Annotated in this window: 21 protein-coding genes; 7 read left to right on the plus strand and 14 right to left on the minus strand. The window is 73.0% G+C overall.

All coding sequences use genetic code 11. The annotated features are described in order from the left end of the window. Nucleotides 1–35: 35 nt before the first annotated feature. From arfB to OG994_RS18185, 7 genes are all read right to left on the minus strand, one after another. Nucleotides 36–461: an alternative ribosome rescue aminoacyl-tRNA hydrolase ArfB gene (arfB, locus tag OG994_RS18155; RefSeq protein WP_120328554.1), complete on the minus strand. Its 426-nt coding sequence runs from the start codon at nt 459–461 to the stop codon at nt 36–38. Nucleotides 462–470: 9 nt separating this feature from the next. Beyond that, complete coding sequence (locus tag OG994_RS18160; protein ID WP_120328555.1) at nt 471–767, minus strand: hypothetical protein; 297 nt, start codon at nt 765–767, stop codon at nt 471–473. Between the two features lie 110 nt (nt 768–877). Then, entirely contained in the window at nt 878–1,738 is an 861-nt protein-coding gene (locus OG994_RS18165; RefSeq protein ID WP_328850413.1) for a S1C family serine protease, read from the minus strand. Between the two features lie 56 nt (nt 1,739–1,794). After that, complete coding sequence (locus OG994_RS18170) at nt 1,795–2,754, minus strand: VWA domain-containing protein (RefSeq protein ID WP_120328557.1); 960 nt, start codon at nt 2,752–2,754, stop codon at nt 1,795–1,797. Beyond that, nucleotides 2,751–3,761, minus strand: a complete 1,011-nt coding sequence (locus tag OG994_RS18175; RefSeq protein ID WP_328850414.1) for a DUF58 domain-containing protein — start codon at nt 3,759–3,761, stop codon at nt 2,751–2,753. The genes OG994_RS18170 and OG994_RS18175 overlap by 4 nt, the downstream gene beginning before the upstream one ends. Further along, the gene (locus OG994_RS18180; RefSeq protein WP_328850415.1) at nt 3,758–4,804 is read right to left on the minus strand and encodes an AAA family ATPase; all 1,047 of its coding nucleotides are present in this window, start codon (nt 4,802–4,804) and stop codon (nt 3,758–3,760) included. Before OG994_RS18180 ends, OG994_RS18175 begins: the two co-directional genes overlap by 4 nt. Before the next feature lie 193 nt (nt 4,805–4,997). Next, entirely contained in the window at nt 4,998–5,501 is a 504-nt protein-coding gene (locus OG994_RS18185; RefSeq protein ID WP_328850416.1) for a hypothetical protein, read from the minus strand. A 367-nt stretch (nt 5,502–5,868) separates the two neighbouring features. Here OG994_RS18185 and OG994_RS18190 point away from each other — a divergent pair, with 367 nt between their 5' ends. Further along, nucleotides 5,869–6,864: an endonuclease/exonuclease/phosphatase family protein gene (locus tag OG994_RS18190; RefSeq protein WP_328850417.1), complete on the plus strand. Its 996-nt coding sequence runs from the start codon at nt 5,869–5,871 to the stop codon at nt 6,862–6,864. 13 nt (nt 6,865–6,877) lie between these two features. On the opposite strand, the gene cimA is transcribed toward OG994_RS18190, so the two are convergent. Continuing rightward, nucleotides 6,878–8,461, minus strand: coding sequence for a citramalate synthase (gene cimA / locus OG994_RS18195; RefSeq protein WP_328850418.1), 1,584 nt, complete (start codon nt 8,459–8,461; stop codon nt 6,878–6,880). A 393-nt stretch (nt 8,462–8,854) separates the two neighbouring features. Here cimA and OG994_RS18200 point away from each other — a divergent pair, with 393 nt between their 5' ends. The 4 genes from OG994_RS18200 to OG994_RS18215 all read left to right on the plus strand — a co-directional run bounded on the left by OG994_RS18200 (nt 8,855) and on the right by OG994_RS18215 (nt 11,342). Next, nucleotides 8,855–9,415 (plus strand): peroxiredoxin, encoded by a 561-nt coding sequence (locus OG994_RS18200; protein WP_120328563.1) that lies wholly within the window; start codon nt 8,855–8,857, stop codon nt 9,413–9,415. 1 nt (nt 9,416) lies between these two features. Continuing rightward, nucleotides 9,417–9,947 carry a carboxymuconolactone decarboxylase family protein gene (locus OG994_RS18205; protein WP_120328564.1) on the plus strand — a complete coding sequence of 177 codons (531 nt, stop codon included), beginning with the start codon at nt 9,417–9,419 and terminating at the stop codon, nt 9,945–9,947. A 140-nt stretch (nt 9,948–10,087) separates the two neighbouring features. Next, a complete protein-coding gene (locus tag OG994_RS18210; protein WP_328850419.1) occupies nt 10,088–10,546 on the plus strand; it encodes a PRC-barrel domain-containing protein in 459 nt (152 codons plus the stop codon). A gap of 58 nt (nt 10,547–10,604) precedes the next feature. Further along, a complete protein-coding gene (locus OG994_RS18215; RefSeq protein WP_120328566.1) occupies nt 10,605–11,342 on the plus strand; it encodes a tyrosine-protein phosphatase in 738 nt (245 codons plus the stop codon). Nucleotides 11,343–11,402: 60 nt separating this feature from the next. Here the strand turns inward: OG994_RS18215 and OG994_RS18220 are convergent, their stop codons facing one another. Continuing rightward, entirely contained in the window at nt 11,403–12,500 is a 1,098-nt protein-coding gene (locus OG994_RS18220; protein WP_328850420.1) for a branched-chain amino acid aminotransferase, read from the minus strand. Nucleotides 12,501–12,719: 219 nt separating this feature from the next. Continuing rightward, nucleotides 12,720–13,751, minus strand: coding sequence for a 3-isopropylmalate dehydrogenase (locus OG994_RS18225; protein WP_328850421.1), 1,032 nt, complete (start codon nt 13,749–13,751; stop codon nt 12,720–12,722). Nucleotides 13,752–13,976: 225 nt separating this feature from the next. Between OG994_RS18225 and OG994_RS18230 the strand changes: the two genes are divergently transcribed. Together OG994_RS18230 and OG994_RS18235 are read left to right on the plus strand one after the other, a co-directional pair. Continuing rightward, entirely contained in the window at nt 13,977–14,822 is an 846-nt protein-coding gene (locus OG994_RS18230) for an FAD:protein FMN transferase (RefSeq protein ID WP_120328569.1), read from the plus strand. A 303-nt stretch (nt 14,823–15,125) separates the two neighbouring features. Continuing rightward, nucleotides 15,126–15,482, plus strand: a complete 357-nt coding sequence (locus OG994_RS18235; RefSeq protein ID WP_120328570.1) for a hypothetical protein — start codon at nt 15,126–15,128, stop codon at nt 15,480–15,482. A 79-nt stretch (nt 15,483–15,561) separates the two neighbouring features. Here OG994_RS18235 and serA read toward each other — a convergent pair whose 3' ends face one another. The 4 genes from serA to OG994_RS18255 form a co-directional block, all read right to left on the minus strand. Continuing rightward, nucleotides 15,562–17,160 carry a phosphoglycerate dehydrogenase gene (serA, locus tag OG994_RS18240; RefSeq protein WP_328850422.1) on the minus strand — a complete coding sequence of 533 codons (1,599 nt, stop codon included), beginning with the start codon at nt 17,158–17,160 and terminating at the stop codon, nt 15,562–15,564. A gap of 370 nt (nt 17,161–17,530) precedes the next feature. Continuing rightward, nucleotides 17,531–18,544 (minus strand): ketol-acid reductoisomerase, encoded by a 1,014-nt coding sequence (gene ilvC, locus OG994_RS18245; RefSeq protein WP_328850423.1) that lies wholly within the window; start codon nt 18,542–18,544, stop codon nt 17,531–17,533. 100 nt (nt 18,545–18,644) lie between these two features. Further along, nucleotides 18,645–19,160: an acetolactate synthase small subunit gene (gene ilvN, locus OG994_RS18250; protein ID WP_120328573.1), complete on the minus strand. Its 516-nt coding sequence runs from the start codon at nt 19,158–19,160 to the stop codon at nt 18,645–18,647. Nucleotides 19,161–19,212: 52 nt separating this feature from the next. Then, entirely contained in the window at nt 19,213–21,087 is a 1,875-nt protein-coding gene (locus OG994_RS18255; protein ID WP_120328574.1) for an acetolactate synthase large subunit, read from the minus strand. Nucleotides 21,088–21,264: the final 177 nt, after the last annotated feature.

Below are 21,264 nucleotides of genomic sequence, written 5' to 3' on the forward strand. Positions count from 1 at the left end.
GGCCGGACCCCCTGACGCTCACCGGTCAGGAGGTGTTACTCGCCGTCGACGCGACGGTCGCGCTTGCGCTGGGACTGGCGCTTCTTCTCGGCCAGCCGCCGCTCCTTGGCGCCGCGGGACGGGCGGGTCGGGCGACGCGGCGGGGGTGGCGGGGCCACGGCCTCCCGCAGCAGCGCCGCGAGCCGCTCCCGCGCGGCCTCCCGGTTGGCCAACTGGGCCCGGTGCTCGCTCGCCGTGACGGTCACGACGCCGTCGACCAGGCGGTTGGCGAGCCGGTCCAACGCCCGGGCACGCAGGGACTCGGGCACGCTCGGCGAGCCGGCCAGGTCGAAACTCAGCTCGACCCGCGTGTCGGCGGTGTTGACCCCCTGGCCGCCGGGGCCCGACGACCGGGAGAAACGTTCCCGAAGCTCGGCCGCGGGGACGACCCACCGGTCGGTCACCCGCATCTCGCCATCCACACCCCGAGGCTAACGCCCCGGACGCTCGCTCGAGGTCACCGACGGACTCGGCGCCGGGCCGGCCGTCTCCTCGTCGGGGCCCACCGCCGCGTACGCGACCGCACCGATCAACAGCAGGGCGATCACACCGACCTTGGTGGTGACCGCCCGGATCAGCAGCCAGGCCGTCCGGCGGGCGACCGGCACGGTCTTCTTCGCCGCCTGGTAGTCGGCCCAACCACGCCGCGCACGCGTGTACGCCGAGCCCACACCACACCCGATGAGCAGGCCCGCCAGCAGGAGGACCGCGATGAGAGGACGCTCCACCCACGCCAGTATCCATACTCACCGTAATATTTCCATGGCCCGATGGTCCCGGGCCGGATATCCGACAACAGGACGGCTTCCCACCAGCCCGTATCCGCCGGTGCCGGGACTCACCCGCCCTTGCCGATGATGGTGTCGGCCGTCTGCTGCACCTGCTCGATCGGGATGGCGAACCCGATGCCGATCGACCCGTTGCCGTCGATCGTGGCGATGGCCGTGTTCACCCCGACGACCTCGCCCCGCGCGTTGACGAGCGGACCACCGGAGTTGCCCGGATTGATCGAGGCGTCGGTCTGCACGGCCGTGTGCCGGTTGGCGCCCAGCCGCACCTGCCGGTTGAGCGCGCTGACGATCCCGGCCGTGACCGTGCCCGCGAGCCCCAGCGGCGAGCCGACCGCCAGCACCGGCTCGCCGACCCGGGTGGAGTTCGGTTTGGCCAGGGGCAGCGCGGACAGGCCCGCGTCCGGCGGCACCTTGAGCACCGCCAGGTCGCTGCGCGCCTCCCGGCCGACGACCTCGGCCGCGTAGCGCCGGCCGTCGGGAAGCTCGACGGTGACGGACCCGTCGCCGCCCTTCGCGAGGATGTGGTCGTTGGTGATGATGTGCTGCTCGTTGTCGATCGCGAACCCGGAGCCGCTGGCCCCCGTCCGTCCGCCGCCACCGACCAGCACCGACACCACCCCGGGCACGGTCCGCTCGGCGGCCGTGACCAGCTCCGCGGGCACCGGCGCGGCCGAGGCGGCCGTCTCCCCCGGCGCGCCGTCGCGGCTGGCCACCCAGCCCCCGGCCGCGGCGCCGGAGGCGGTCGACAGCAGCACCACCCCCAGCGCGGCCAGCAACCGGCCACGCCAGCGCGGGCCACCCTCCCGTCCCGATCCGGGCCCGTCCCACCGCGTCCGCCCGTCCGGGTCGAGTTCGGGCGAGACGAACCAGGGACCGCGGGGCTCGCCCAGTCCGGTCTGCACTGCCATGCGTACTCCTCACGTCGGTGTCCTGCGGCCCGCCCCGGTCCCCGGCCTGCCGGGCGTCAGGGCAGGCGGGAGAACCAGCGCATCGAGCCGGCCGCCGCACCCATCGCGAGCACCAGCCCGAGACCGATGAAGCGGGCCGAGACGTCCTGCCGTTCGGTGCGGTAGCCGACCGAGGTGCCGATGTCGTCGTAGACCGCGCGCAGCTCGTCGGCGGTGGTGGCCTCGTGGAACATCCCGCCCGTCTCCTCGGCGACCGCCAGGAGGGTCTGCCCGTCCACGGGCACCTGGATCGGCCGCCCGCCCCGGTCCACGAACCCGTTCGGCGTCCCGAAGGAGATCGTGTGGACCGGCACCTTCGCGGCCACCGCCTCCGCGGCGGCCTCCATCGGGTCCAGCCCCGAGGTGTTCGCCCCGTCGGAGAGCAGCACGATCCGGGCCGGTGGCGGCTCCGTCGCCGCCTGGCTGTCGAGGCCCTTCACGGCGCCGAGCGAGGTGTTGATCGCCTCGCCGATGGCGGTGCCCTGCACACCGGTGACCCCCTCGGCGAGCCGGTTGATCCCCTCGTGCAGCGCCTCCCGGTCGGTGCCGGGCGGCACCAGCACCGCCGCGCTGCCGGCGAACGCCACCAACCCCACGTTGAACTCGTCGGGCAGCCCGTCCACGAAGCGCTGCGCCGCGCCCTTGGCCGCGGCGAGCCGGTCCGGGTCGACGTCGGTCGCGAGCATCGAGGTCGACACGTCCACGGCCACCATCACGGTGGCCCGTTCCCGGGGCACCCGCACCTCGGCCGTGGGACGGGCGAAGCCGACCACCAGCAGCGCCAGCATGGCCAGGAAGAGCCCGGCGGGCACGTGCCGGCGCCACGCCGGACGCTCCGGCGCGATCCGGTCCAGCAGGCGCAGGTTGGTGAAGCGGACGGCGTACCGGCTGCGTCGCCGCTGCACGAGCAGGTAGCCCACGGCCAGCGCGAGGACTCCGAGCAGCAGCCACAGCCGGCCCGGCGACAACCAGGTCACGCGCCACCTCCCCGCACCGGACGCCCGGCGGGAAGCGCCGCGAGACGACGCTGGGCCTGCACGTGCCGCGCGATGTCGGCGCACCAGTCGCGGTCGGTACGCAGGGACAGGTGCGTCGCGCCGCTGCGCCGCAACGCCTGTCGTACCTGGTCACGCTGGCTGGCCGCGGCCGCCGCGTAGCGCTCCCGCAGCCGGCGGTCGGACGTGCAGACCTCCCGGCGGCGTCCGGTCTCCGGGTCCACCAGCGTGACCAGTCCGACGTCGGGCAGCTCCAGCTCACGCGGGTCGGTCACCTCGACGGCGAGCACCTGGTGCCGGGCGGCCAGCCGCCGCAGGGTCCGTTCCCAGGGCGGTGGGGGGTCGGGATCCTCCGGCAGCCCGTCGAGGAAGTCGCTGACCACGACGACGAGCCCCCGCCGGGTGGCCACGCGCTGCACGCCGGCCAGCGCGTCGGCCAGGTCCGGCGGCGTGGGCGGCCGGTCGTACCCGCCGGCGCGCGGCGCCCCCAGCAGGGCCCGGAGCATGCCCAGGAGGTGGGTCCGGCCGCTCTGGGCGGGAAACCGGCGCAGCCCCGCCGGCGTGAGCAGCAGGGCGCCGAGACGGTTGCCCACGCCCGCCGTGAGGAAGCCGACGGCCGCCACGGCCGCCACGGACAGCTCGCGCTTGTCCAGTTCCGCCGTGCCGAACTCCATGCTGGGGCTCGCGTCGACCAGCAGCCAGGTGGTCAGCTCCCGGTCGGCGTCGACCTCGCGGACGTGCGGCACCGCCGTGCGGGCGGTGACCGCCCAGTCCATCCGGCGCACCTCGTCCTCCCCTGGCCGGTACTCGCGGCTGCCGGACGGTTCGCTGCCCGGGCCGGGCAGCAGGCCGCGGTACTGGCCGTGCAGCAGCCCGTCCAGCCGCCGGGTGACGGTCAGCTCCAGCCGCCGCAGCCGCTGGTCCGGGGCGAGGTCGGCGAGGCCCGGATCGGCCTGCGGCGCCACGGCGGTCCTGCCGGTGCGCCTCATGCCGCCGCCAGGTCCGACGCCTGTTCCGGCTGCGTCGCCAACCGGGGCAGGGGCACCGCCTCGACGAGCCGCCGCACCACCGACTCGGCCGTGACGCCGTCGGCCACCGCGTCGAACGTGAGCACCAGGCGGTGCGACAACACGTCTCCGGCCAGGTCACGGATGTCCTCGGGCAGCACGTACTCCCGGCCGCGCAGCAGCGCCTGGGCCCGGGCGGCGGCCACCAGCCCGAGGGTGGCGCGCGGGCTGGCGCCGTACGCGAGCATCGGGGCGATCTCGGACAGCCCGAACCGTCCCGGGTCGCGGGTGGCCAGGATGAGCCGGACCACGTACTCGGCGAGGGCGTGGTGGACGAACACGCGCTCGGCGCGGGACTGCAGCTCCCGCAGCCGTTCCGGGTCGAGCACCTGTCTCGGGCTGGGCCGGTCGGTGCTCATCCGGTAGAGGATGGCCAGTTCCTCGGAGTCGGTCGGGTAGTCGACCACCACCTTGAGCAGGAACCGGTCCCGCTGCGCCTCCGGCAGCTGGTAGACCCCCTCCGACTCGATGGGGTTCTGGGTCGCCAGCACCAGGAACGGCGACGGGACGGGGTAGCTCCGGCCGCCGATGGAGACCTGCCGTTCGGCCATGGCCTCCAGCAGGGCGGACTGCACCTTCGCCGGGGCGCGGTTGATCTCGTCGGCGAGCACCAGGTTGGCCATCACCGGCCCCAGTTCGATGTCGAAGCTCTCCTGGGAGGCGCGGTAGATGCGGGTGCCGACGATGTCCGACGGGACCAGGTCGGGCGTGAACTGGATACGGGAGAAGGAGCCACCGACCACGGTGGCGAGGGTCTGCGCGGCCAGCGTCTTGGCCACGCCGGGCACCCCCTCCAGGAGGCAGTGTCCGTCGGCGAGGAGGGCGACGAGCAGGCGCTCGACGAGCCGATCCTGCCCGACGATCACGCGTTTGACCTCGGAGAGGGTCTGTTCCAGCTCGGCGGTTGTCGGTTCGGCTTCGACCGGGCTGGGCACGCTGGCCAGGGTGTCCGAGATGTCCGTCACGGTGCTTGCTTCCCGAGGCGGCCGTACGACAAACGTCGGATTATCGGCGCCGGAGGGGCCCTTTCCCTCCGGATCGGGACGACGCGCCCGGACGGTGGACGACGGCCCGGGCCGGCACGAGCGGCGCAGACCGGTTGTGCCGGGGACACGACGCGGCCCCCGCGAGGTGCGCGGGGGCCGTCGCCGTTGCCCGTCAGTACCGGTGGACGACCAGGTGGAACGGCAGGTCCACGGGGGTGCCGGCGGAGTTGCGGGTCTGCACGAACACGGCGTTGGGCGTGCTGAGCCGCGGGGCCACGGAGATCTCACCGGCCGGCGGGACGCAGCAGGAGTCCGGCCGGCCGATGGTCGCCACGAACACGGCGGCGGTGACCGTGTAGCTGTACTGGATCTCGTACTGGCCGGGGCCGTACTTGATGACGGTGCCGGTGCCGCGCGCCTTGGTGCCGTTGGCGTTGACGACCGTGCCCGCGTTGGTGGTCGCCAGCGTGGTGGCGTCGGCCTTGAGGGCGGCCCGCGCCGAACGGGCCGACTCCGCCGTCACCGGCGGCTGCGAGTTGGTGGCGCGCGCCGCCGGCTGGGCGACGTCGGGCGCCTTCGCCGACGGCTGGGCGATGGCGACCCCGCCCCCGGCGAGCGTGAGCCCGAGGACGGCGAACGCGACCGCGGCCGCCTTGCGTCGGAATGGTGTGGACATGGCAGGTCCCCCTTGTGTGACCGTGCGAATTCGGCCGACCCGCACCGGCGGGACGGATGACAGCCGTTCTCCTCGCCGGACACCCCGGTTACAAATCGCCGAGAAATGGGACCACGCGCACCGTCAACATCCATTTCCCGCCGATCTACACCCCTGCTGAGCAGCTATTACTACTCACAGTGGCGGAGCGCCGACCAGGTGGAACGTAGCACCGCAAAAAGCTGGGCGTCAATAGCGGCGTCGAGTCGAAAAACTGTCCGCAGACCGGCCGCGTCAATTGTGAGAAGTGAACGGGTGAGCATTCACAAAATTGTTCCGCCGCCGTTCGCGCCCCCCGTGCGGCACGGCGCGGGGATATCGTCCCGGGATGATCGAGCATGTCGCGCGACCGCGGGCCGGCACCCGGTGGCGCAGGGCTGCGGGTGCGCTCTGCTGGCTCGCGGCGGCCTCCACCGCCGCCTGGGCCGTACTGCGTCTCGCGGGCCTGGACCGTGGGCCGCTGGTGCAGGCGCTCGCCTTCACGCCGTACGTCGCGGCCTGGAGCCCGGTGCCCCTGGTGCTGGCGCTCGCCCTGCGGCGCCGCTGGCCCGCGCTGCTCGCGGCGGTAGCCTCGGTGGCGCTGCTCGGCGTCGTGGCGCCCCGGGCGATCGCCTCGACGCCGCCCCGTGTCAGCGGCCCCACCGTCCGGCTGCTCACCGCCAACCTGCTCGCCGGCGCCGCCGACCCGGGCACCCTCGTCGACCTGGTCCGGCGGCACCGGGTCGACGTGCTCGCCGTGCAGGAGTTCACACCCCGGGCGCAGGCCGAACTCGACCGGCTCGGTCTCGCCACGCTGCTGCCGTACCGGCAGCTCAACCCGCTCGACGGCACACCCGGGTCGGGCCTCTACGCACGCTTCCCGATCGGCGACGCCGGCGTGCGCACCCACCGCGGGGCGTGGGGCTTCACCCAGGCGTACGGCACCGTGACCGTCCCCGGCGCGCCGGCGGTACGCGTCGAGTCCGCCCATCCGGCCGCCCCGTACGCGCTGGACCAGACCGGCCACTGGCGGGCCGACCTGGCCGCGCAGCCGCCGGCCACGCCGGACGGGGCGCTGCGGATCCTGGCCGGCGACTTCAACGCCACCCTCGACCATGGCCCGCTGCGCGCCCTGCTCCGCACCGGCTACGTCGACGCGGCCGACGCCACCGGGCAGGGGCTGGTCGGCACCTGGGGACCGTACGACGGCGATCCCATCCCTCCGGTCACCATCGACCACGTCCTGGTCGACCGCCGGATCGCGGCCCGCGCCGTCGACGTGCTCCGCCTTCCCGGCTCCGACCACCGCCCCGTCCTCGCGACGCTCACCCTGCCGGCCGGGTGAGCGGCCCGCGGGGTCAGACCTTCGTGCGGGCGAGCCCGTAGGTGAGGGCGTCCACGAGGGCGTGCCAGCTCGCCTCGACCACGTTCGGGTGCACGCCGACGGTCGTCCAGTCGCGACCGCCGCCGTCGACGGTCTCCAGCAGCACCCGGGTGACCGCGCCGGTGCCGCTGCTGCCCTCCAGGATCCGCACCTTGTAGTCGGCGAGTTCGAAGTCGCGCAGCTCCGGGTAGTGCCGCACGAGCCCCATCCGCAGCGCCTCGTCCAGGGCGTTGACCGGGCCGTTCCCCTCGGCGGTGGCGATGACCCGCTCACCCCGGACACGGATCTTGACGGTCGCCTCGGACACCACGGCGCCGTCCTCCCGGTGCTCGACGATCACCCGGTACGACTCCAGCGCGAACGGACGGGCCGGAGCGCCCTCCGGCAGCTCGGAGCGGACGAGCAGCTCGAAGGAGGCGTCGGCCGCCTCGAACGACCAGCCACCCGCCTCCAGCTCCTTGACCCGCTTGGTGACCCGGGACAGGGTCTCCGGATGGCCGGCCAGGTCCAGCCCGAGCTCGCGACTCTTGAGCTCGACACTGGCCCGGCCGGCCATCTCGGTCACCAGAATCCGCATGTCGTTGCCCACCACCGACGGGTCCACGTGGTTGTAGAGCAACGGGTCGACCTTGATCGCGCTCGCGTGCAACCCCGCCTTGTGGGCGAAGGCCGCGGCCCCGACGTACGCCTGGTGGGTGTCGGGGGCGATGTTGGCGATCTCGGCGATGGCGTGCGAGACCCGCACCATCTGTTCCAGGCAGCCCTCGGGTAGGACGGGCAGCCCGAGCTTGAGTTGGAGGTTGGCGACCACCGCGAAGATGTCGGCGTTGCCGGGCCGTTCGCCGTAGCCGTTCGCGGTGCCCTGCACGTGCCGGACGCCGGCCTCCACGGCCGCGATCGTGTTGGCCACCGCGCAGGCGGTGTCGTTCTGGCAGTGGATGCCGAGCCGTTCGGGCGCGACGCCGAGGCGGGCGGTCAGGTCGGTGATGGCCGCGGTGACCTGGGACGGCAGCATGCCGCCGTTGGTGTCGCAGAGCACCATCACCTCGGCGCCGGCGGCCAGCGCGGTCTCCACCACCGCGGCCCCGTATGCGGGATCGTGCCGGTAGCCGTCGAAGAAGTGCTCGCCGTCGACGAAGACCCGGCGCCCCTCGGCCACCAGGTACGTCACGGTGTCGTGGATCATCGCGAGGTTCTCGGCGGCGGTGGTGCGCAGCGCCCGCTCGACGTGCCGCAGGTCGGCCTTGGCGACCAGGGCGACGGCCGGGGTCTCCGCGTCGAGCAGGGCGCGGACCTGCGGGTCGTCGGCGACCGCGACGCCGGCCCGGCGGGTGGCGCCGAACGCGACCAGCAGCGCGTGCCGCAGGTCCAGCTCGGTCCGCGCCCGCCGGAAGAACTCGGTGTCCTTCGGCACCGCGCCCGGCCAGCCGCCCTCGATGAACCCGACGCCGAACTCGTCGAGCAGGCGGGCCACGGCCAGTTTGTCGACCACCGAGTAGGTGAGCCCTTCCCGCTGGGCGCCGTCGCGCAGCGTCGTGTCGTACACCTGGAACCTCATCGCATGCCTCTCTCTGGGACGGGGTGCGGGAACGGGTGGGTCGGGGCCGCGACCGGACGGCGCCGCCGGGAGCAACAAAAAGACCCCCCGCGGATGCGGGAGGTCTGCGCGCTCGGCGGAGAGGAAGCCGGCGCGCTAGCTGCCAAGAATCAGGGCGGTGCTGGTCACGATCGCTACTCTGCCACCGCCCCGCTGGTTTTGGGAGGCAGAATCCACATCTCGGGACGGCTCACGGAGAGTCGCCTAGCCGCGGATGCCCCCAACCTCGCGGAAAACACCCGTTTGGTGATCGACTTCACAGATCACCCGACCGCCGGCCAGCGCGAACACGGCTGAGGAAATATCTGGAACTGATCCAGTTATCCGGCCTCGTGCCGTCGTCAAGGAGGACCCTTGCTCACTGTCGGTGACCGCTTCCCTGAGTACGAACTCACCGCCTGCGTCTCGCTGGACGCGGAGAAGGCGTTCGAGACGATCACCCACAAGTCCCACGAGGGCAAGTGGCGGGTCGTCTTCTTCTGGCCGAAGGACTTCACGTTCATCTGCCCCACCGAGATCGCCGAGTTCGGTCGCCTCAACGGCGAGTTCGCCGACCGGGACGCGCAGGTGCTCGGCGTCTCGGTGGACAACGAGTACGTCCACTACGCCTGGCGCAAGGACCACCCGGACCTGCGCGAGCTGCCCTTCCCGATGCTGAGCGACATCAAGCGCGAGCTGACCAGCGCCTGCGGCGTGCTCGGCGCCGACGGCGTCGCGCAGCGGGCGACCTTCATCGTCGACCCGGACAACGAGATCCAGTTCGCGATGGTGACCGCCGGCTCCGTCGGCCGCAACGTCTCCGAGGTGCTGCGGGTGCTCGACGCGCTCCAGACCGACGAGCTCTGCCCGTGCAACTGGAACAAGGGCGGCGCGACGCTCGACGCCACCGCGCTGCTGGCCGCGGCCGGAGCCTGACGTGGGTCTCGACGCGATCAAGGCGGGACTGCCCGAGTACGCCAAGGACATCCGGCTCAACCTCGGCTCGACGATCGGCACCTCGACGCTCAAGCCCGAGCAGGCGTGGGGCACGGCCCTCGCCTGCGCGGTGGCGGCCCGCAACCCCGTGGTGCTCAGGGAGATCGCCGACGAGGCGGCCGGTCACCTGACCCCGGAGGCGGTCGAGGCGGCCAAGGGCGCGGCCACGATCATGGCGATGAACAACGTCTACTACCGGGCCAAGCACCTGATCGGCGACGAGGAGTACCAGTCGATCCCGGCCCGGCTGCGGATGCAGATCATCGCGCGCCCGGGTGTGGAGAAGGCCGACTTCGAGCTCTGGTGCCTCGCCGTCTCCGCCATCACGGGATGCGGCGTGTGCCTGGAGTCGCACGAGAAGACCCTCCGCGCGGCCGGCTTCAGCCGCGAGCAGGTCCACGAGGGGCTCCGCATCGCCGCCGTGGTGCACGCCGCCGCGGTCGCGCACGACGCCGAGGCCGCGCTGGCCTGAGCACCGCCCGCAGGGGGCCGGCCGGTCGCACCGGCCGGCCCCTTTTCGTCGTACGCGGGTGTAGCGATCTCGACACCGGGTAACACACCAGGCTGACAGGGCACCAACCCCCGATCAGTCGAGTAGAGGAGTGAAACGCCATGGAGCGGCTCGACCCTCGAACGACCCACGGGACGCCGGACCCGCTCGTGCACGGTGGCCAGGGCGCCTTCCTGGGCGACACGCCCGGCGGCACCTTCGACCCGTGGCGCTACCGGGACGACGCCGGGGTGACCGGCGTCGACCTGGTGGGCTACAAGGTCGAGGCGAACGACGGTGGCATCGGCAAGGTGGACCGGTCCAGCCACGAGGTGAACTCCAGTTACCTGGTGGTGGACACCGGTCCGTGGATCTTCGGCCGCAAGGTCATGATCCCGGCCGGCACCGTCAACCACGTCGACCACGACGAGCGGAAGGTCTACGTCGACCGGAGCAAGGACCAGATCAAGGCCGCGCCCGAGTTCGACGAGACGGCCGACACCGACCCGGCCTACCGGGACAAGCTCGGTGGTTACTACACCGACACGTACTCGGCGATTCCTCCGGGTACGGCACGGTGACGGTGGCTCCTGTTCGCCGGCCGGCGGGGCACGCCCCGCCGGCCGGTACCGTGTGAGGGTGGACGCCACCGAGACGAGCCGGCACATCCCGTTCTCCACCATCTTCAACTTCCGCGACGTCGGCGGCCTGTCCGCCGGTGACGGCCGACAGGTACGACGGGGGCGGCTCTACCGCTCCGACTCGCTGCACCGCATCGACGACACCGACCGGGCGGCGTTCACGTCGCTCGGGATCCGGACCGTGATCGACCTGCGCCGTCCGTACGAGGTGGAGCGCGACGGTCGCGTCCCCGACTTCCCCGGGCTCACCTGGCGCAACATCCACCCGGAGCACGCCGAGTGGTCGGAGCGGCCGTACCGGCCGGACGACGACCTCGCCCGCTACCTCGCCGACCGGTACGCCGACCTGGCCCGCACCGGCACGGCCGGGCTGGCCGAGGCGATCGGCCTGATCGCCGACTCGGTCAACGCTCCCGTGGTCGTCCACTGCGTCGCCGGCAAGGACCGCACCGGCATCGTCTGCGGGCTCACCCTCGCCCTGCTGGGCGTCTCCGACGACGACATCGCGGCCGACTACGCGCTCAGCACCGAGGCGGCCGAACGCTTCACCGCGTGGTTCGCGTCGACCGGGCACGCGGCGAGCCCCGGTCTGCCGCCGCTCACCTGCCCGGCCGAGGCCATGACGCTCTTCCTCACCGAACTGCGCGAGGGGTACGGCTCGGTCGAGGGATACCTGCGCCACGCCGGCGTGACGGACGCCCAGGTCGACGCCCTGCGCGAACACCTGCTCGACTGAGCGGGCCCGGCGCAGAGCCGACACGGGCAGGGCCCCTCCCGCGAGGGAGGGGCCCTGCCGTCACAGCACCCGGGTGACCCAGCCGTACGGGTCCGGGGCGTCGCCGCGCTGGATGTCGACCAGCCGCTGGCGCAACGCCATGGTGACCGCCCCCGGCTCGCCACCGCCGACGAGGAACTCCCCGTCGGGGAACTTGACCTCGCCGATCGGGGTGATGACGGCGGCGGTGCCGCAGGCGAACACCTCCCGCAGCCGCCCGCTGGCCGCGTCCGCCTGCCACTCGGCGAAGGAGACGGGCCGCTCCTCCACCCGGTGCCCGGCCGCGGCGGCCAGCGTGAGGACCGACTCCCGGGTGATGCCGGGCAGGATCGTGCCGGTCAGCGGCGGCGTCACCAGCGTGCCGTCGTCGTAGACGAAGAAGACGTTCATGCCGCCCAGTTCGTCGACGAACCGCCGCTCCACCGCGTCGAGGAACACGACCTGGTCGCAGCCGTGCTCGATGGCCTCCGCCTGGGCGACCAGCGAGGCGGCGTAGTTCCCGCCGCACTTCGCGGCGCCCGTGCCGCCGGGGGCCGCACGGGTGTAGTCCGGGGAGACCCAGACCGTCACCGGCTTCACCCCGCCGCTGAAGTACGCGCCGACGGGCGAGGCGATGACCGTGTAGAGGTACTCGTTGGCGGGCCGGACCCCGAGGAAGACCTCGCTGGCGAACATGAACGGTCGCAGGTAGAGGCTGCCGTCCGTGTCGGTGGGGATCCACTCCCGGTCGATCTCGATGATGCGGCGCAGCGAGTCGACGAACGCCTGCGGCGGCAACGCCGGCATCGCCATCCGCTGCGCCGAGGCGACGAAGCGGGCCGCGTTCGCCTCGGGACGGAACAGGGTCACCCCGCCGTCGGCGGTGCGGTAGGCCTTCAACCCCTCGAAGATCTCCTGCGCGTAGTGCAGGACGGCGGCCGCCGGATCCATGGGGATGGGCGCGCGCGCCTCGACGCGGGCGTCGTACCAGCCCTTGCCGTCGGCGTACCGGATGGTGACCATGTGGTCGGTGAAGATGCGGCCGAAACCCGGATTGGTCAGCAGCGCGGCCCGGTCCGCGGCGGATACCGGCGCGGGATTCGGACGGATCTCGAAGTCGAGCTTGTCACCACCGCTCATCGCGCTGACCTCCCTGCCGGACAACGGCACGCCGGACGGGCATGCCGACTCATTGGTGCTCAGAAACTTACCCCGAACGTTCGTTCAGCGGGTAGCGCCGCCCGGCCCGTGAAGCGGTACCGAACGGAGGGTGACGGCCGCCCGGGTCGGGGCCGGCCGTCGCCGGCGACGGCCGGAGACATCCGCACCGTCGTGCGGAGACGCGCGAGGCGTCCGGGCTCAGCCCGCCGCGTGGCTCGCGAGCCGGTCGCCCACCTCGGCCGTGCGCAGCGGTACGCCCGGTACCCGGTTCGCCAGCTCGTGGGCCACCGCCGCGGTGACCCGGGCCGCGGCGTCGGCGTGGCCGAGCTGGTCGAGCAGCAGCGCGGCGGACAGCACGGCGGCGACCGGGTCGGCGACGCCCTGGCCGGCGATGTCCGGCGCCGAGCCGTGCACCGGCTCGAACATCGAGGGGTACGTCCCCTCGGGGTTGATGCAGCCGCTCGCGGCCAGCCCGATGCCACCGGTGACCGCGGCGGCGATGTCGGTGAGGATGTCACCGAAGAGGTTGTCGGTGACCACCACGTCGTAGCGCTGCGGCTGGGTGACGAGGAACATCGCGGCGGCGTCGACGTGCTGGTACTCGGTGGCCACGTCGGGGTGCTCGGCGGCGACGGCCTCGAAGGTGCGCGACCAGAGCGAGCCGGCGTGGGTGAGGACGTTGGTCTTGTGCACGAGGGTCACCTTGCGCCGCTCGCGGCGGGTCGCCCGGGCGAACGCGTCGCGGACCACCCGCTCGACCCCGTGCCGGGTGTTCAGGCTCTCCTCGGTGGCGACCTCGGCGGGGGTGTCCCGGTGCAGCGTGCCGCCGGCGCCGGCGTAGAGCCCCTCGGTGCCCTCACGCACCACGACGAGATCGACCTCGCCGGGCTTGACGCTGGCCAGCGGGCCGGGCACGCCCGGCCACAGCCGGGACGGGCGGAGGTTCACGTACTGGTCGAACGCGAACCGCAGCTTGAGCAGCAGGCCACGCTCCAGCACGCCGGGCGGCACGCTGGGGTCGCCGACCGCGCCGAGCAGGATCGCGTCGTGCCCGGCCAGCTCGGCCAGGACGGAGTCCGGCAGCACCTCTCCGGTACGGTGCCAGCGGGCGGCGCCGAGGTCGTACTCGGTCGCCCGCACACCGGGGAGCACCGCGTCGAGGACCTTGCGCGCCTCCGCGACCACCTCGGGACCGATACCGTCCCCGGCCACCACCGCGATCCGTGCCACCCCTGCGCTCCTCTGCTCGCCCGTTCGGCGACCACGGTACGCCGCCGTCCCGCCTCCCGGTACGCGGTGCCCATATTCTGGGATGCGGACGGCACACAGGAGTCTCCCAGGTTCGTCCCATGTACCAGTCATGTTGGCTGCCTAGCCTGAGGCCGAGCGGGTCAACGGGGGCCCGCACCGGGCGGTCGCCACGGCAGGACCGCCACTCGCGAGGGGGCGATCGCCATGCGCATCGACGAGCAGCCGCGCACCCGCTGGCCCGATCCGGCCACCTTCCGGCACCGGCGACCGGATCTGCGGCTCGGAAGCTCCGCCCACCGACTCGACCGGTCCGGCGGCGTCGGCGCCGACCGGCTCGCGGTGCAGCACACCGTCCGGACCGGCACGGCCGAGTACACGTTGCTGCTCAACGCGCCCGCCTGGCTGGGCCGCCGCGGTGTCGGCGAGGCGCTGCGGGACGCGGTGGCCGAACTACGGGCCATCGACCTCACGTACGGCCCGAACCGACCCGAGAGCCTCGTCTCCCGACTGCGCCGGGGCGAGATCAGCCCCGAGTCGTACGCCCCGCTGGCCGACCTGGTGGACCGGTGCGCCGCCATGCGCGCCGCCACCGACGGCTGGTTCGACGCCTGGGCGGTGCCCGGCGGCTTCGATCCCGGCGGCCTGCTCGGCGGCTGGGCCGTGGAGCGGGCCGCGGCGCGCCTGCGCGCCAACGGCGTGTACGACTACGCCGTGGTGACCGGCGCCGACCTGGTGGTACGCGGCCACGCGCCGCACGGCGGGCCGTGGCGGGTCGCCGTGCACCATCCCGTCGAGCGCGACCGGCCGCCGCTCGTGCTGGAGATGACCGCCGGCGCGGTCGGCACGTCCGGCGTCACCGGCCGCCAGGGGCACGTCATCGACCCGCACACCGGCGAACCCGCCGACCAGTTGGTGGCCGCCACCGTGGTGGGCCCGGACCTCGCCGTGGCCGACGCCTACGCGACGGCGCTCTACGCCGCGGGCCCGACGGGGCTCGCCTGGTTCCGCGGTCGCTCGGAGTATCGCGCGCTCTTCGCCCACCGCCGCTGACCTGACACCGGACCCGGTCGGCGATCGACCCCCACGCCCGCGGCAACGGCCGTGGGGGCCGGTCAGCGACGAGTGCGCGTGGCTTGCGCATTCGAGGGGTGCGGGCCGGTCGGGCCGAGCGTCGGCCACGCCACCCGAAGACGGGCCGACGGTGCGGACTCGGCCGGTGACCGCACCGGTACGCTAGCGAATCGACGCAACTCGAGGCAAGAGTCTCCACACCGGACCGTCCTCTTGCGCGCGTGGCTGGCCTGCGGCGGGGCAGTTTCGACATGGTGAACGTTGGATGGCACGCTGTCCGCCGTGAGTTTCGATCTGAGCGTGTGGGCCCTGGCGGACGGGGCGACGCCCGAGGACGTACGAGCGGCGGTGCAGCGGTGCCGGCAGGGAGTGCACGCCGACCGCCGACCCGATCCACGCGTGGTCGCCTTCTACCGCGCGATCACGGCCACCTATCCCGACCGACCGGCGGGGGCGGACACCCCGTGGGAGGTCGCCCCGCTGCACGCGGCCGGTGACCACGTCGAGATGAACCTGGATCCGGCCTGCGAGGACCAGGTGCTGCTGGACATCGAGCGGCTCGCCGGGGAGCACGGGCTCATGCTCTACGACGCGCAGGACGGCTCGGTCTATCCGCCGCCCGCCCGCCTGCCCGGCTGACTCACGCCACCCGAACGGCCCCCCGTACGCCGGAGGGCCCGGCGGATCCCCGCCGGGCCCTCGTCGTGCTGCCCTCGACTCACTCGTCGCGCAGGTCCGCGGCGCTGGCCGCGGTCGCGCCGATCGAGTCGGCCGCCGAGGTGAGCAGGTCGGCGCCGAGCGCCTGGTCGACGGTGAGCGTCATGAGCGTCTCGCCGCCCGCCTCGCGGCGGGCCACCTGCATGGCGGCGATGTTGATGCCGGCCTCGCCGAGCAGCGTGCCGACGGTGCCGACCACGCCGGGCCGGTCGGCGTAGCGCAGGAAGAGCAGGATGCCCTCCGCGCCGATCTCCACGTCGAAACCGTCCACCTCGGTCAGCTTGATGACGTCCCGGGTGCCCGTGCCGGTCACCGTGCCGGAGACGCTGACCGTGCGGCCGTCGGGCAGGGCGCCGCGGACGGTGACCAGGTTGGCGTGCTCGACCGTCTCGGCGAAGGTCGCCAGGGTCACCTCGACGCCGCGCTCGGAAGCCAGGTGCGGCGCGTTGACGTAGGTGACCTGCTCCTCGACCACCGAGCTGAAGAGGCCCTTGGTGGCGGCGAGCTTGAGCACCGACACGTCGTGGTTGACGATCTCCCCGCGTACCTCGACGGTCACGCTGGCGGCGACCCCGCCGGCCACCGCCGTGAAGGCGCGCCCGAGCTTCTCGGCCAGCGGCAGCAGCGGCCGCACGTCCTCGGCGACCACCCCGCCGGCCTGCACGTTGACGGCGTCGGGCACGAACTCGCCCTGCAGCGCGAGCTTCACGCTCTTGGCCACGGCCAGACCGGCCTTGTCCTGTGCCTCGTGGGTGGAGGCGCCCAGGTGCGGGGTGGCCACCACGTTGTCGAACGCGAACAGCGGCGAGGAGGTGCACGGCTCCTTGGCGTAGACGTCCACGCCGGCGCCGGCGACCCGGCCCTCCGCGATCGCGTCGGCGAGGGCCTGCTCGTCCACGAGGCCACCGCGCGCCGCGTTCACGATGCGCACGCCCGGCTTGACGATGGCCAGCTCCTTCTCACCGATCAGGCCGACCGTCTCGGGGGTCTTGGGCAGGTGGATCGAGATGAAGTCGCTCTCCCGCAGCAGCTCCTCGAGACCGACCAGGCGGACGCCGAGCTGGGCGGCGCGCGCCGGCTGGATGTACGGGTCGTACGCGATCAGCCGGGTGCCGAAGGCCGCGATCCGCTGGGCGAAGAGGACGCCGATGCGGCCGAGGCCGACCACGCCGACGGTCTTGCCCTGGATCTCCACGCCGGTGTACTTGGACCGCTTCCACTCCCCCGCCTTCAGGGCGGCGCTGGCGCTGGCGGTGTTGCGGGCCACCGCGAGCAGCAGCGCGACGGCCTGCTCGGCCGCGGAGACGATGTTGGAGGTGGGGGCGTTGACGACCATGACGCCCCGCGCGGTGGCGGCCGGCACCTCGACGTTGTCCAGACCCACGCCGGCACGGGCGACGACCTTGAGCCGGGGCGCGGCGGCGATGGCCTCGGCGTCGATCTGGGTGGCGCTGCGGACGATGACGGCGTCCGCCTCGGCGAGGGCGGAGAGCAGCGCGGGGCGGTCGGTGCCGTCGACGTGGCGGACGTCGAAGTCGTGCGCGAGCACCTCGATGGCGGCGGGGGCGAGTTCCTCGGCGATCAGTACGACAGGATTCATCGGTCCTCGTAGCTGTAGTCGAAAGCGGTCGGCCGGGCTGTCGGACGCCGCACTGCGCCCTGCGCCGAACCGGCTCATGGCCGTCAGGTGCCGGCTACGCACCTATCGCGATCGTAGGGGTCGGGCTGGCCGGCGTGTCCCGGTCCGCGGGGTGAGTGGCCTCACACGTGTTCCGCCGCCGGCCATCCGGCGTTCAGCCACCGCTCACGGGCGCGCGACCAGGGGCGCCCGCGTGACCGACCAGCGGAAACGGCGGATCGTCGCCGGGCGCCGCTCGTGCTGAGCGGCCCCGGCCCGGCGCCGGGGAGAGCGCCGGGGCCGGGGCCGCCGGTGCCGCCCGGGCGTACGCGACGGGCGGCTCCCGAAGAGCTCAGGCGGTCTCGGTGATCGGCCGGTCCACCCAGCTCATCATGCCGCGCAGCTTCCGGCCGGTCTCCTCGATCGGGTGCGCCGCGCCCTCGGCCCGCAGCTTCACGAAGTTCGGCCGCCCCGCGTCGTCCTCGGCGATCCACTCGCGGGCGAACTCGCCGGACCGGATCTCCGAGAGGATCTTGCGCATCTCCTCCTTGACCCGGCCGTCGATGACGCGCGGACCACGGGAGTAGTCGCCGTACTCGGCGGTGTCGGAGATGCTGTAGCGCATCCGCGCGATGCCGCCCTCGTACATGAGGTCGACGATGAGCTTGAGCTCGTGCAGGCACTCGAAGTAGGCGATCTCGGGGGCGTAGCCGGCCTCGGTGAGCACCTCGAAGCCCGCCTGCACCAGCGCGGTCGCGCCGCCGCAGAGCACCGCCTGCTCGCCGAAGAGGTCGGTCTCGGTCTCCTCGGTGAACGTGGTGCGGATGGCGCCGGCCCGGGTGCCGCCGATGCCCTTGGCGTACGCGAGCGCCAGCGCGAAGGCGTTGCCGGTGGCGTCCTGCTCGACGGCGACGAGGCACGGCACGCCCTTGCCGTCGACGTACTGCCGGCGGACCAGGTGGCCGGGGCCCTTCGGGGCGACCATGGCCACGTCCACGTCGGCCGGCGGCTTGATCAGCTCGTAGCGGATGTTGAAGCCGTGGCCGAAGAAGATCGCCTTGCCCGAAGCCAGGTTCGGCGCGATGGCCTCGGCGTAGAGGGTGCGCTGGACGGTGTCCGGGGCGAGCACCATGATCACGTCGGCCTCGGCCGCCGCCTCGGCCGGGGTGACGACCCGCAGGCCCTGCTCCTCCGCCTTCGGCCGGCTCTTCGAGCCGGCGGGCAGGCCGATCACCACGTCGACACCCGAGTCGCGCAGCGACAGCGCGTGGGCGTGGCCCTGGCTGCCGTAGCCGATGACGGCGACCTTCTTGCCCTGGATCAGGGCCAGGTCCGCGTCGTCGTCGTAGTACACCTCAACGCTCATGAACTTCCCTTTCAGTACGGCGGCCCGGGCGGCCCGTCGTGGTTGTGCGGATGGGTCAGCGATCCGCGGGGCCGGCCACCCCGGCCGGCCCGCGGGCGGCTCAGGCGGCCCGCAGCGCCGGGCCGGCGGTGATCGAACGCGAGCCGCGCCCGATGGCCACCAGTCCGGACTGGACCATCTCCTTGATGCCGAACGGCTCCAGGTCGCGCAGCAGCGCGTCCAGCTTGTCGGGGGTGCCGGTGGCCTCGATGGTCAGCGTGTCCGGCGCCACGTCGACCACCCGCGCGCGGAACAGGTTCACCGTGTCGAGCACCTGGCTCCGGGCCGACCGGTCGGCCCGGACCTTCACCAGCAGCAGCTCCCGGGCCACCGAGACCTGCGGGTCCAGCTCGACGATCTTGAGCACGTTCACCAGCTTGTTGAGCTGCTTGGTGACCTGCTCGAGCGGGGACGACTCGGCGTTGACCACGATGGTGATCCGGGAGACGTCCGGGTTCTCGGTCTCACCGACGGCCAGGCTGTCGATGTTGAATCCGCGGCGGGAGAAGAGGCCGGAGACCCGGGCCAGGACGCCGGGCTTGTTCTCCACGAGCACGCTCAACGTGTGCATCGTCATGGCAGTGCCTTCCTCGTCGTGCTCTCACGGCCGTTGCCGGGTCCGGTCATGGCTACAGCTCATCCTCGTCGAAGGCCGGGCGGACGCCGCGGGCGAACATGATCTCGTCGTTGCTGGTGCCGGCGGCGACCATCGGCCAGACCATCGCGTCCTTGCCGACCACGAAGTCGATGACCACCGGAGCGTCGTTGATCTCCATGGCGGCCGCGATGGTCTTGTCGACGTCGGCCGCGTTCTCGCACCGCAGACCGACGCAGCCGAGCGCCTCGGCCAGCTTCACGAAGTCGGGGATGCGGTGCTTGTGGGTGCCCAGGTCGGTGTTGGAGTAGCGCTCCCCGTAGAAGAGGGTCTGCCACTGCCGCACCATGCCCAGGTTGCCGTTGTTGATGACGGCGATCTTGACCGGGATGCCCTCCAGCGCGCAGGTGGCCAGCTCCTGGTTGGTCATCTGGAAGCAGCCGTCGCCGTCGATCGCCCAGACCACCGTGTCGGGCCGGCCCACCTTGGCGCCCATGGCCGCCGGCACCGCGTAGCCCATCGTGCCGGCGCCGCCGGAGTTCAGCCAGGTGTGCGGCTTCTCGTACGAGATGAACTGCGAGGCCCACATCTGGTGCTGGCCGACACCGGCCACGTAGATGGCGTCCGGGCCGACGATCTCGCCGAGCCGCTGGATCACGTACTGCGGCGAGAGGGTGCCGTCGGCCGGCTCCTCGTACCCCAGCGGGTAGCGCTTGCGCAGGTCGTCGAGCTGATTCCACCAGTCGCCGAGGTCCGCGGCGCGCCCCGCCGACCGCTCGGCCGTGACGGCGGCGATCAGCTCGTCGATGACGTGCCGGGCGTCGCCGACGATCGGGACGTCGGCGTGCCGGTTCTTGCCGATCTCGGCCGGGTCGATGTCGGCGTGCACGACGGCCGCGTCCGGGGCGAAGGAGTCCAGCCGGCCGGTGACCCGGTCGTCGAACCGCGCGCCCAGCGCCACGATGAGGTCGGCCTTCTGCAACCCGTAGACCGCGGCGACCGTGCCGTGCATGCCCGGCATGCCCAGGTGCTGCGGGTGCGAGTCGGGGAACGCCCCGAGGGCCATCAGCGTGGTGACCACCGGGATGCCGGTCAGCTCGGCCAGCTTCCGCAGCCCCTCGGTGGCGCCCGCCTTGAGCACGCCGCCACCGACGTAGAGCACCGGACGGCGGGCCGTGGTCATGAGCCGGGCCGCCTCGCGGATCTGCTTGCCGTGCGGGTGCAGCGTCGGCCGGTAGCCGGGCAGGTCCAGGGTCGGCGGCCAGGTGAACGTGGTGGGCGCCTGGAGCACGTCCTTGGGGATGTCGACCAGGACCGGGCCGGGCCGGCCCGTGCTGGCCAGGTGGAACGCCTCGGCGAGCACCCGCGGGATCTCGTCGGCGTCCTGCACCAGGAAGTTGTGCTTCGTGATCGGCAGGGTGATGCCCTGGATGTCCGCCTCCTGGAAGGCGTCCGTGCCGATCGCCGGCCGGGCCACCTGCCCGGTGATCGCGACCACCGGCACCGAGTCCATGTACGCGTCGGCGATCGGCGTGACCAGGTTGGTGGCGCCCGGGCCGGAGGTGGCCATGCAGACGCCGACCCGGCCGGTCGCCTGCGCGTAACCGGTGGCCGCGTGCCCGGCGCCCTGCTCGTGGCGCACCAGGATGTGCCGGACGGTGGAGTCGTAGAGCGGGTCGTACGCGGGGAGGATGGCGCCGCCCGGGATGCCGAAGACGACGTCGACGCCGAGCGCCTCGAGCGACCGCACGAGCGAGCCGGCCCCGGAGACCTGGGCCGGGGCGGGCGCGGCTACGGCCGGGGCGGCCGGGCCGGCGGCCCGGGTGGTCTGGGCGTCGGTCACCGCCCCGGCGGCCGCGCGGGCCCGCCGGGCGGAGTGGGCGAGTGTCTCTGGCGTGGGTCTCGTCATGGCGGTTCAGGCCTTCGGCTGGAGTGGGTGCGACTGGTGGTGCGGATGGAACGCGGGCGGGGCCCGCTCCGATCTGGTCCGACGGCAATAAAAACGGCCCTCGTGCAGATGCACGGGGCCAGCGCACTCTCGATGACGGAGAGTGCGCTCAGATAAGTACTCGCAGCGACCGGTACG

The organism is Micromonospora globbae (genome assembly GCF_036184225.1).
Lineage (GTDB): Bacteria > Actinomycetota > Actinomycetes > Mycobacteriales > Micromonosporaceae > Micromonospora > Micromonospora globbae.

Bases quoted from the DNA above. Each gene is read 5' to 3' on its own strand.
- OG994_RS18165 (WP_328850413.1), bottom strand. From the start codon at position 1,738: ATGGCAGTGCAGACCGGACTGGGCGAGCCCCGCGGTCCCTGGTTCGTC.
- OG994_RS18175 (WP_328850414.1), bottom strand. From the start codon at position 3,761: ATGAGGCGCACCGGCAGGACCGCCGTGGCGCCGCAGGCCGATCCGGGC.
- OG994_RS18185 (WP_328850416.1), bottom strand. From the start codon at position 5,501: ATGTCCACACCATTCCGACGCAAGGCGGCCGCGGTCGCGTTCGCCGTC.
- OG994_RS18190 (WP_328850417.1), top strand. From the start codon at position 5,869: ATGATCGAGCATGTCGCGCGACCGCGGGCCGGCACCCGGTGGCGCAGG.
- cimA (WP_328850418.1), bottom strand. From the start codon at position 8,461: ATGAGGTTCCAGGTGTACGACACGACGCTGCGCGACGGCGCCCAGCGG.
- OG994_RS18210 (WP_328850419.1), top strand. From the start codon at position 10,088: ATGGAGCGGCTCGACCCTCGAACGACCCACGGGACGCCGGACCCGCTC.
- OG994_RS18220 (WP_328850420.1), bottom strand. From the start codon at position 12,500: ATGAGCGGTGGTGACAAGCTCGACTTCGAGATCCGTCCGAATCCCGCG.
- OG994_RS18230 (WP_120328569.1), top strand. From the start codon at position 13,977: ATGCGCATCGACGAGCAGCCGCGCACCCGCTGGCCCGATCCGGCCACC.
- serA (WP_328850422.1), bottom strand. From the start codon at position 17,160: ATGAATCCTGTCGTACTGATCGCCGAGGAACTCGCCCCCGCCGCCATC.
- ilvC (WP_328850423.1), bottom strand. From the start codon at position 18,544: ATGAGCGTTGAGGTGTACTACGACGACGACGCGGACCTGGCCCTGATC.
- ilvN (WP_120328573.1), bottom strand. From the start codon at position 19,160: ATGACGATGCACACGTTGAGCGTGCTCGTGGAGAACAAGCCCGGCGTC.
- OG994_RS18255 (WP_120328574.1), bottom strand. From the start codon at position 21,087: ATGACGAGACCCACGCCAGAGACACTCGCCCACTCCGCCCGGCGGGCC.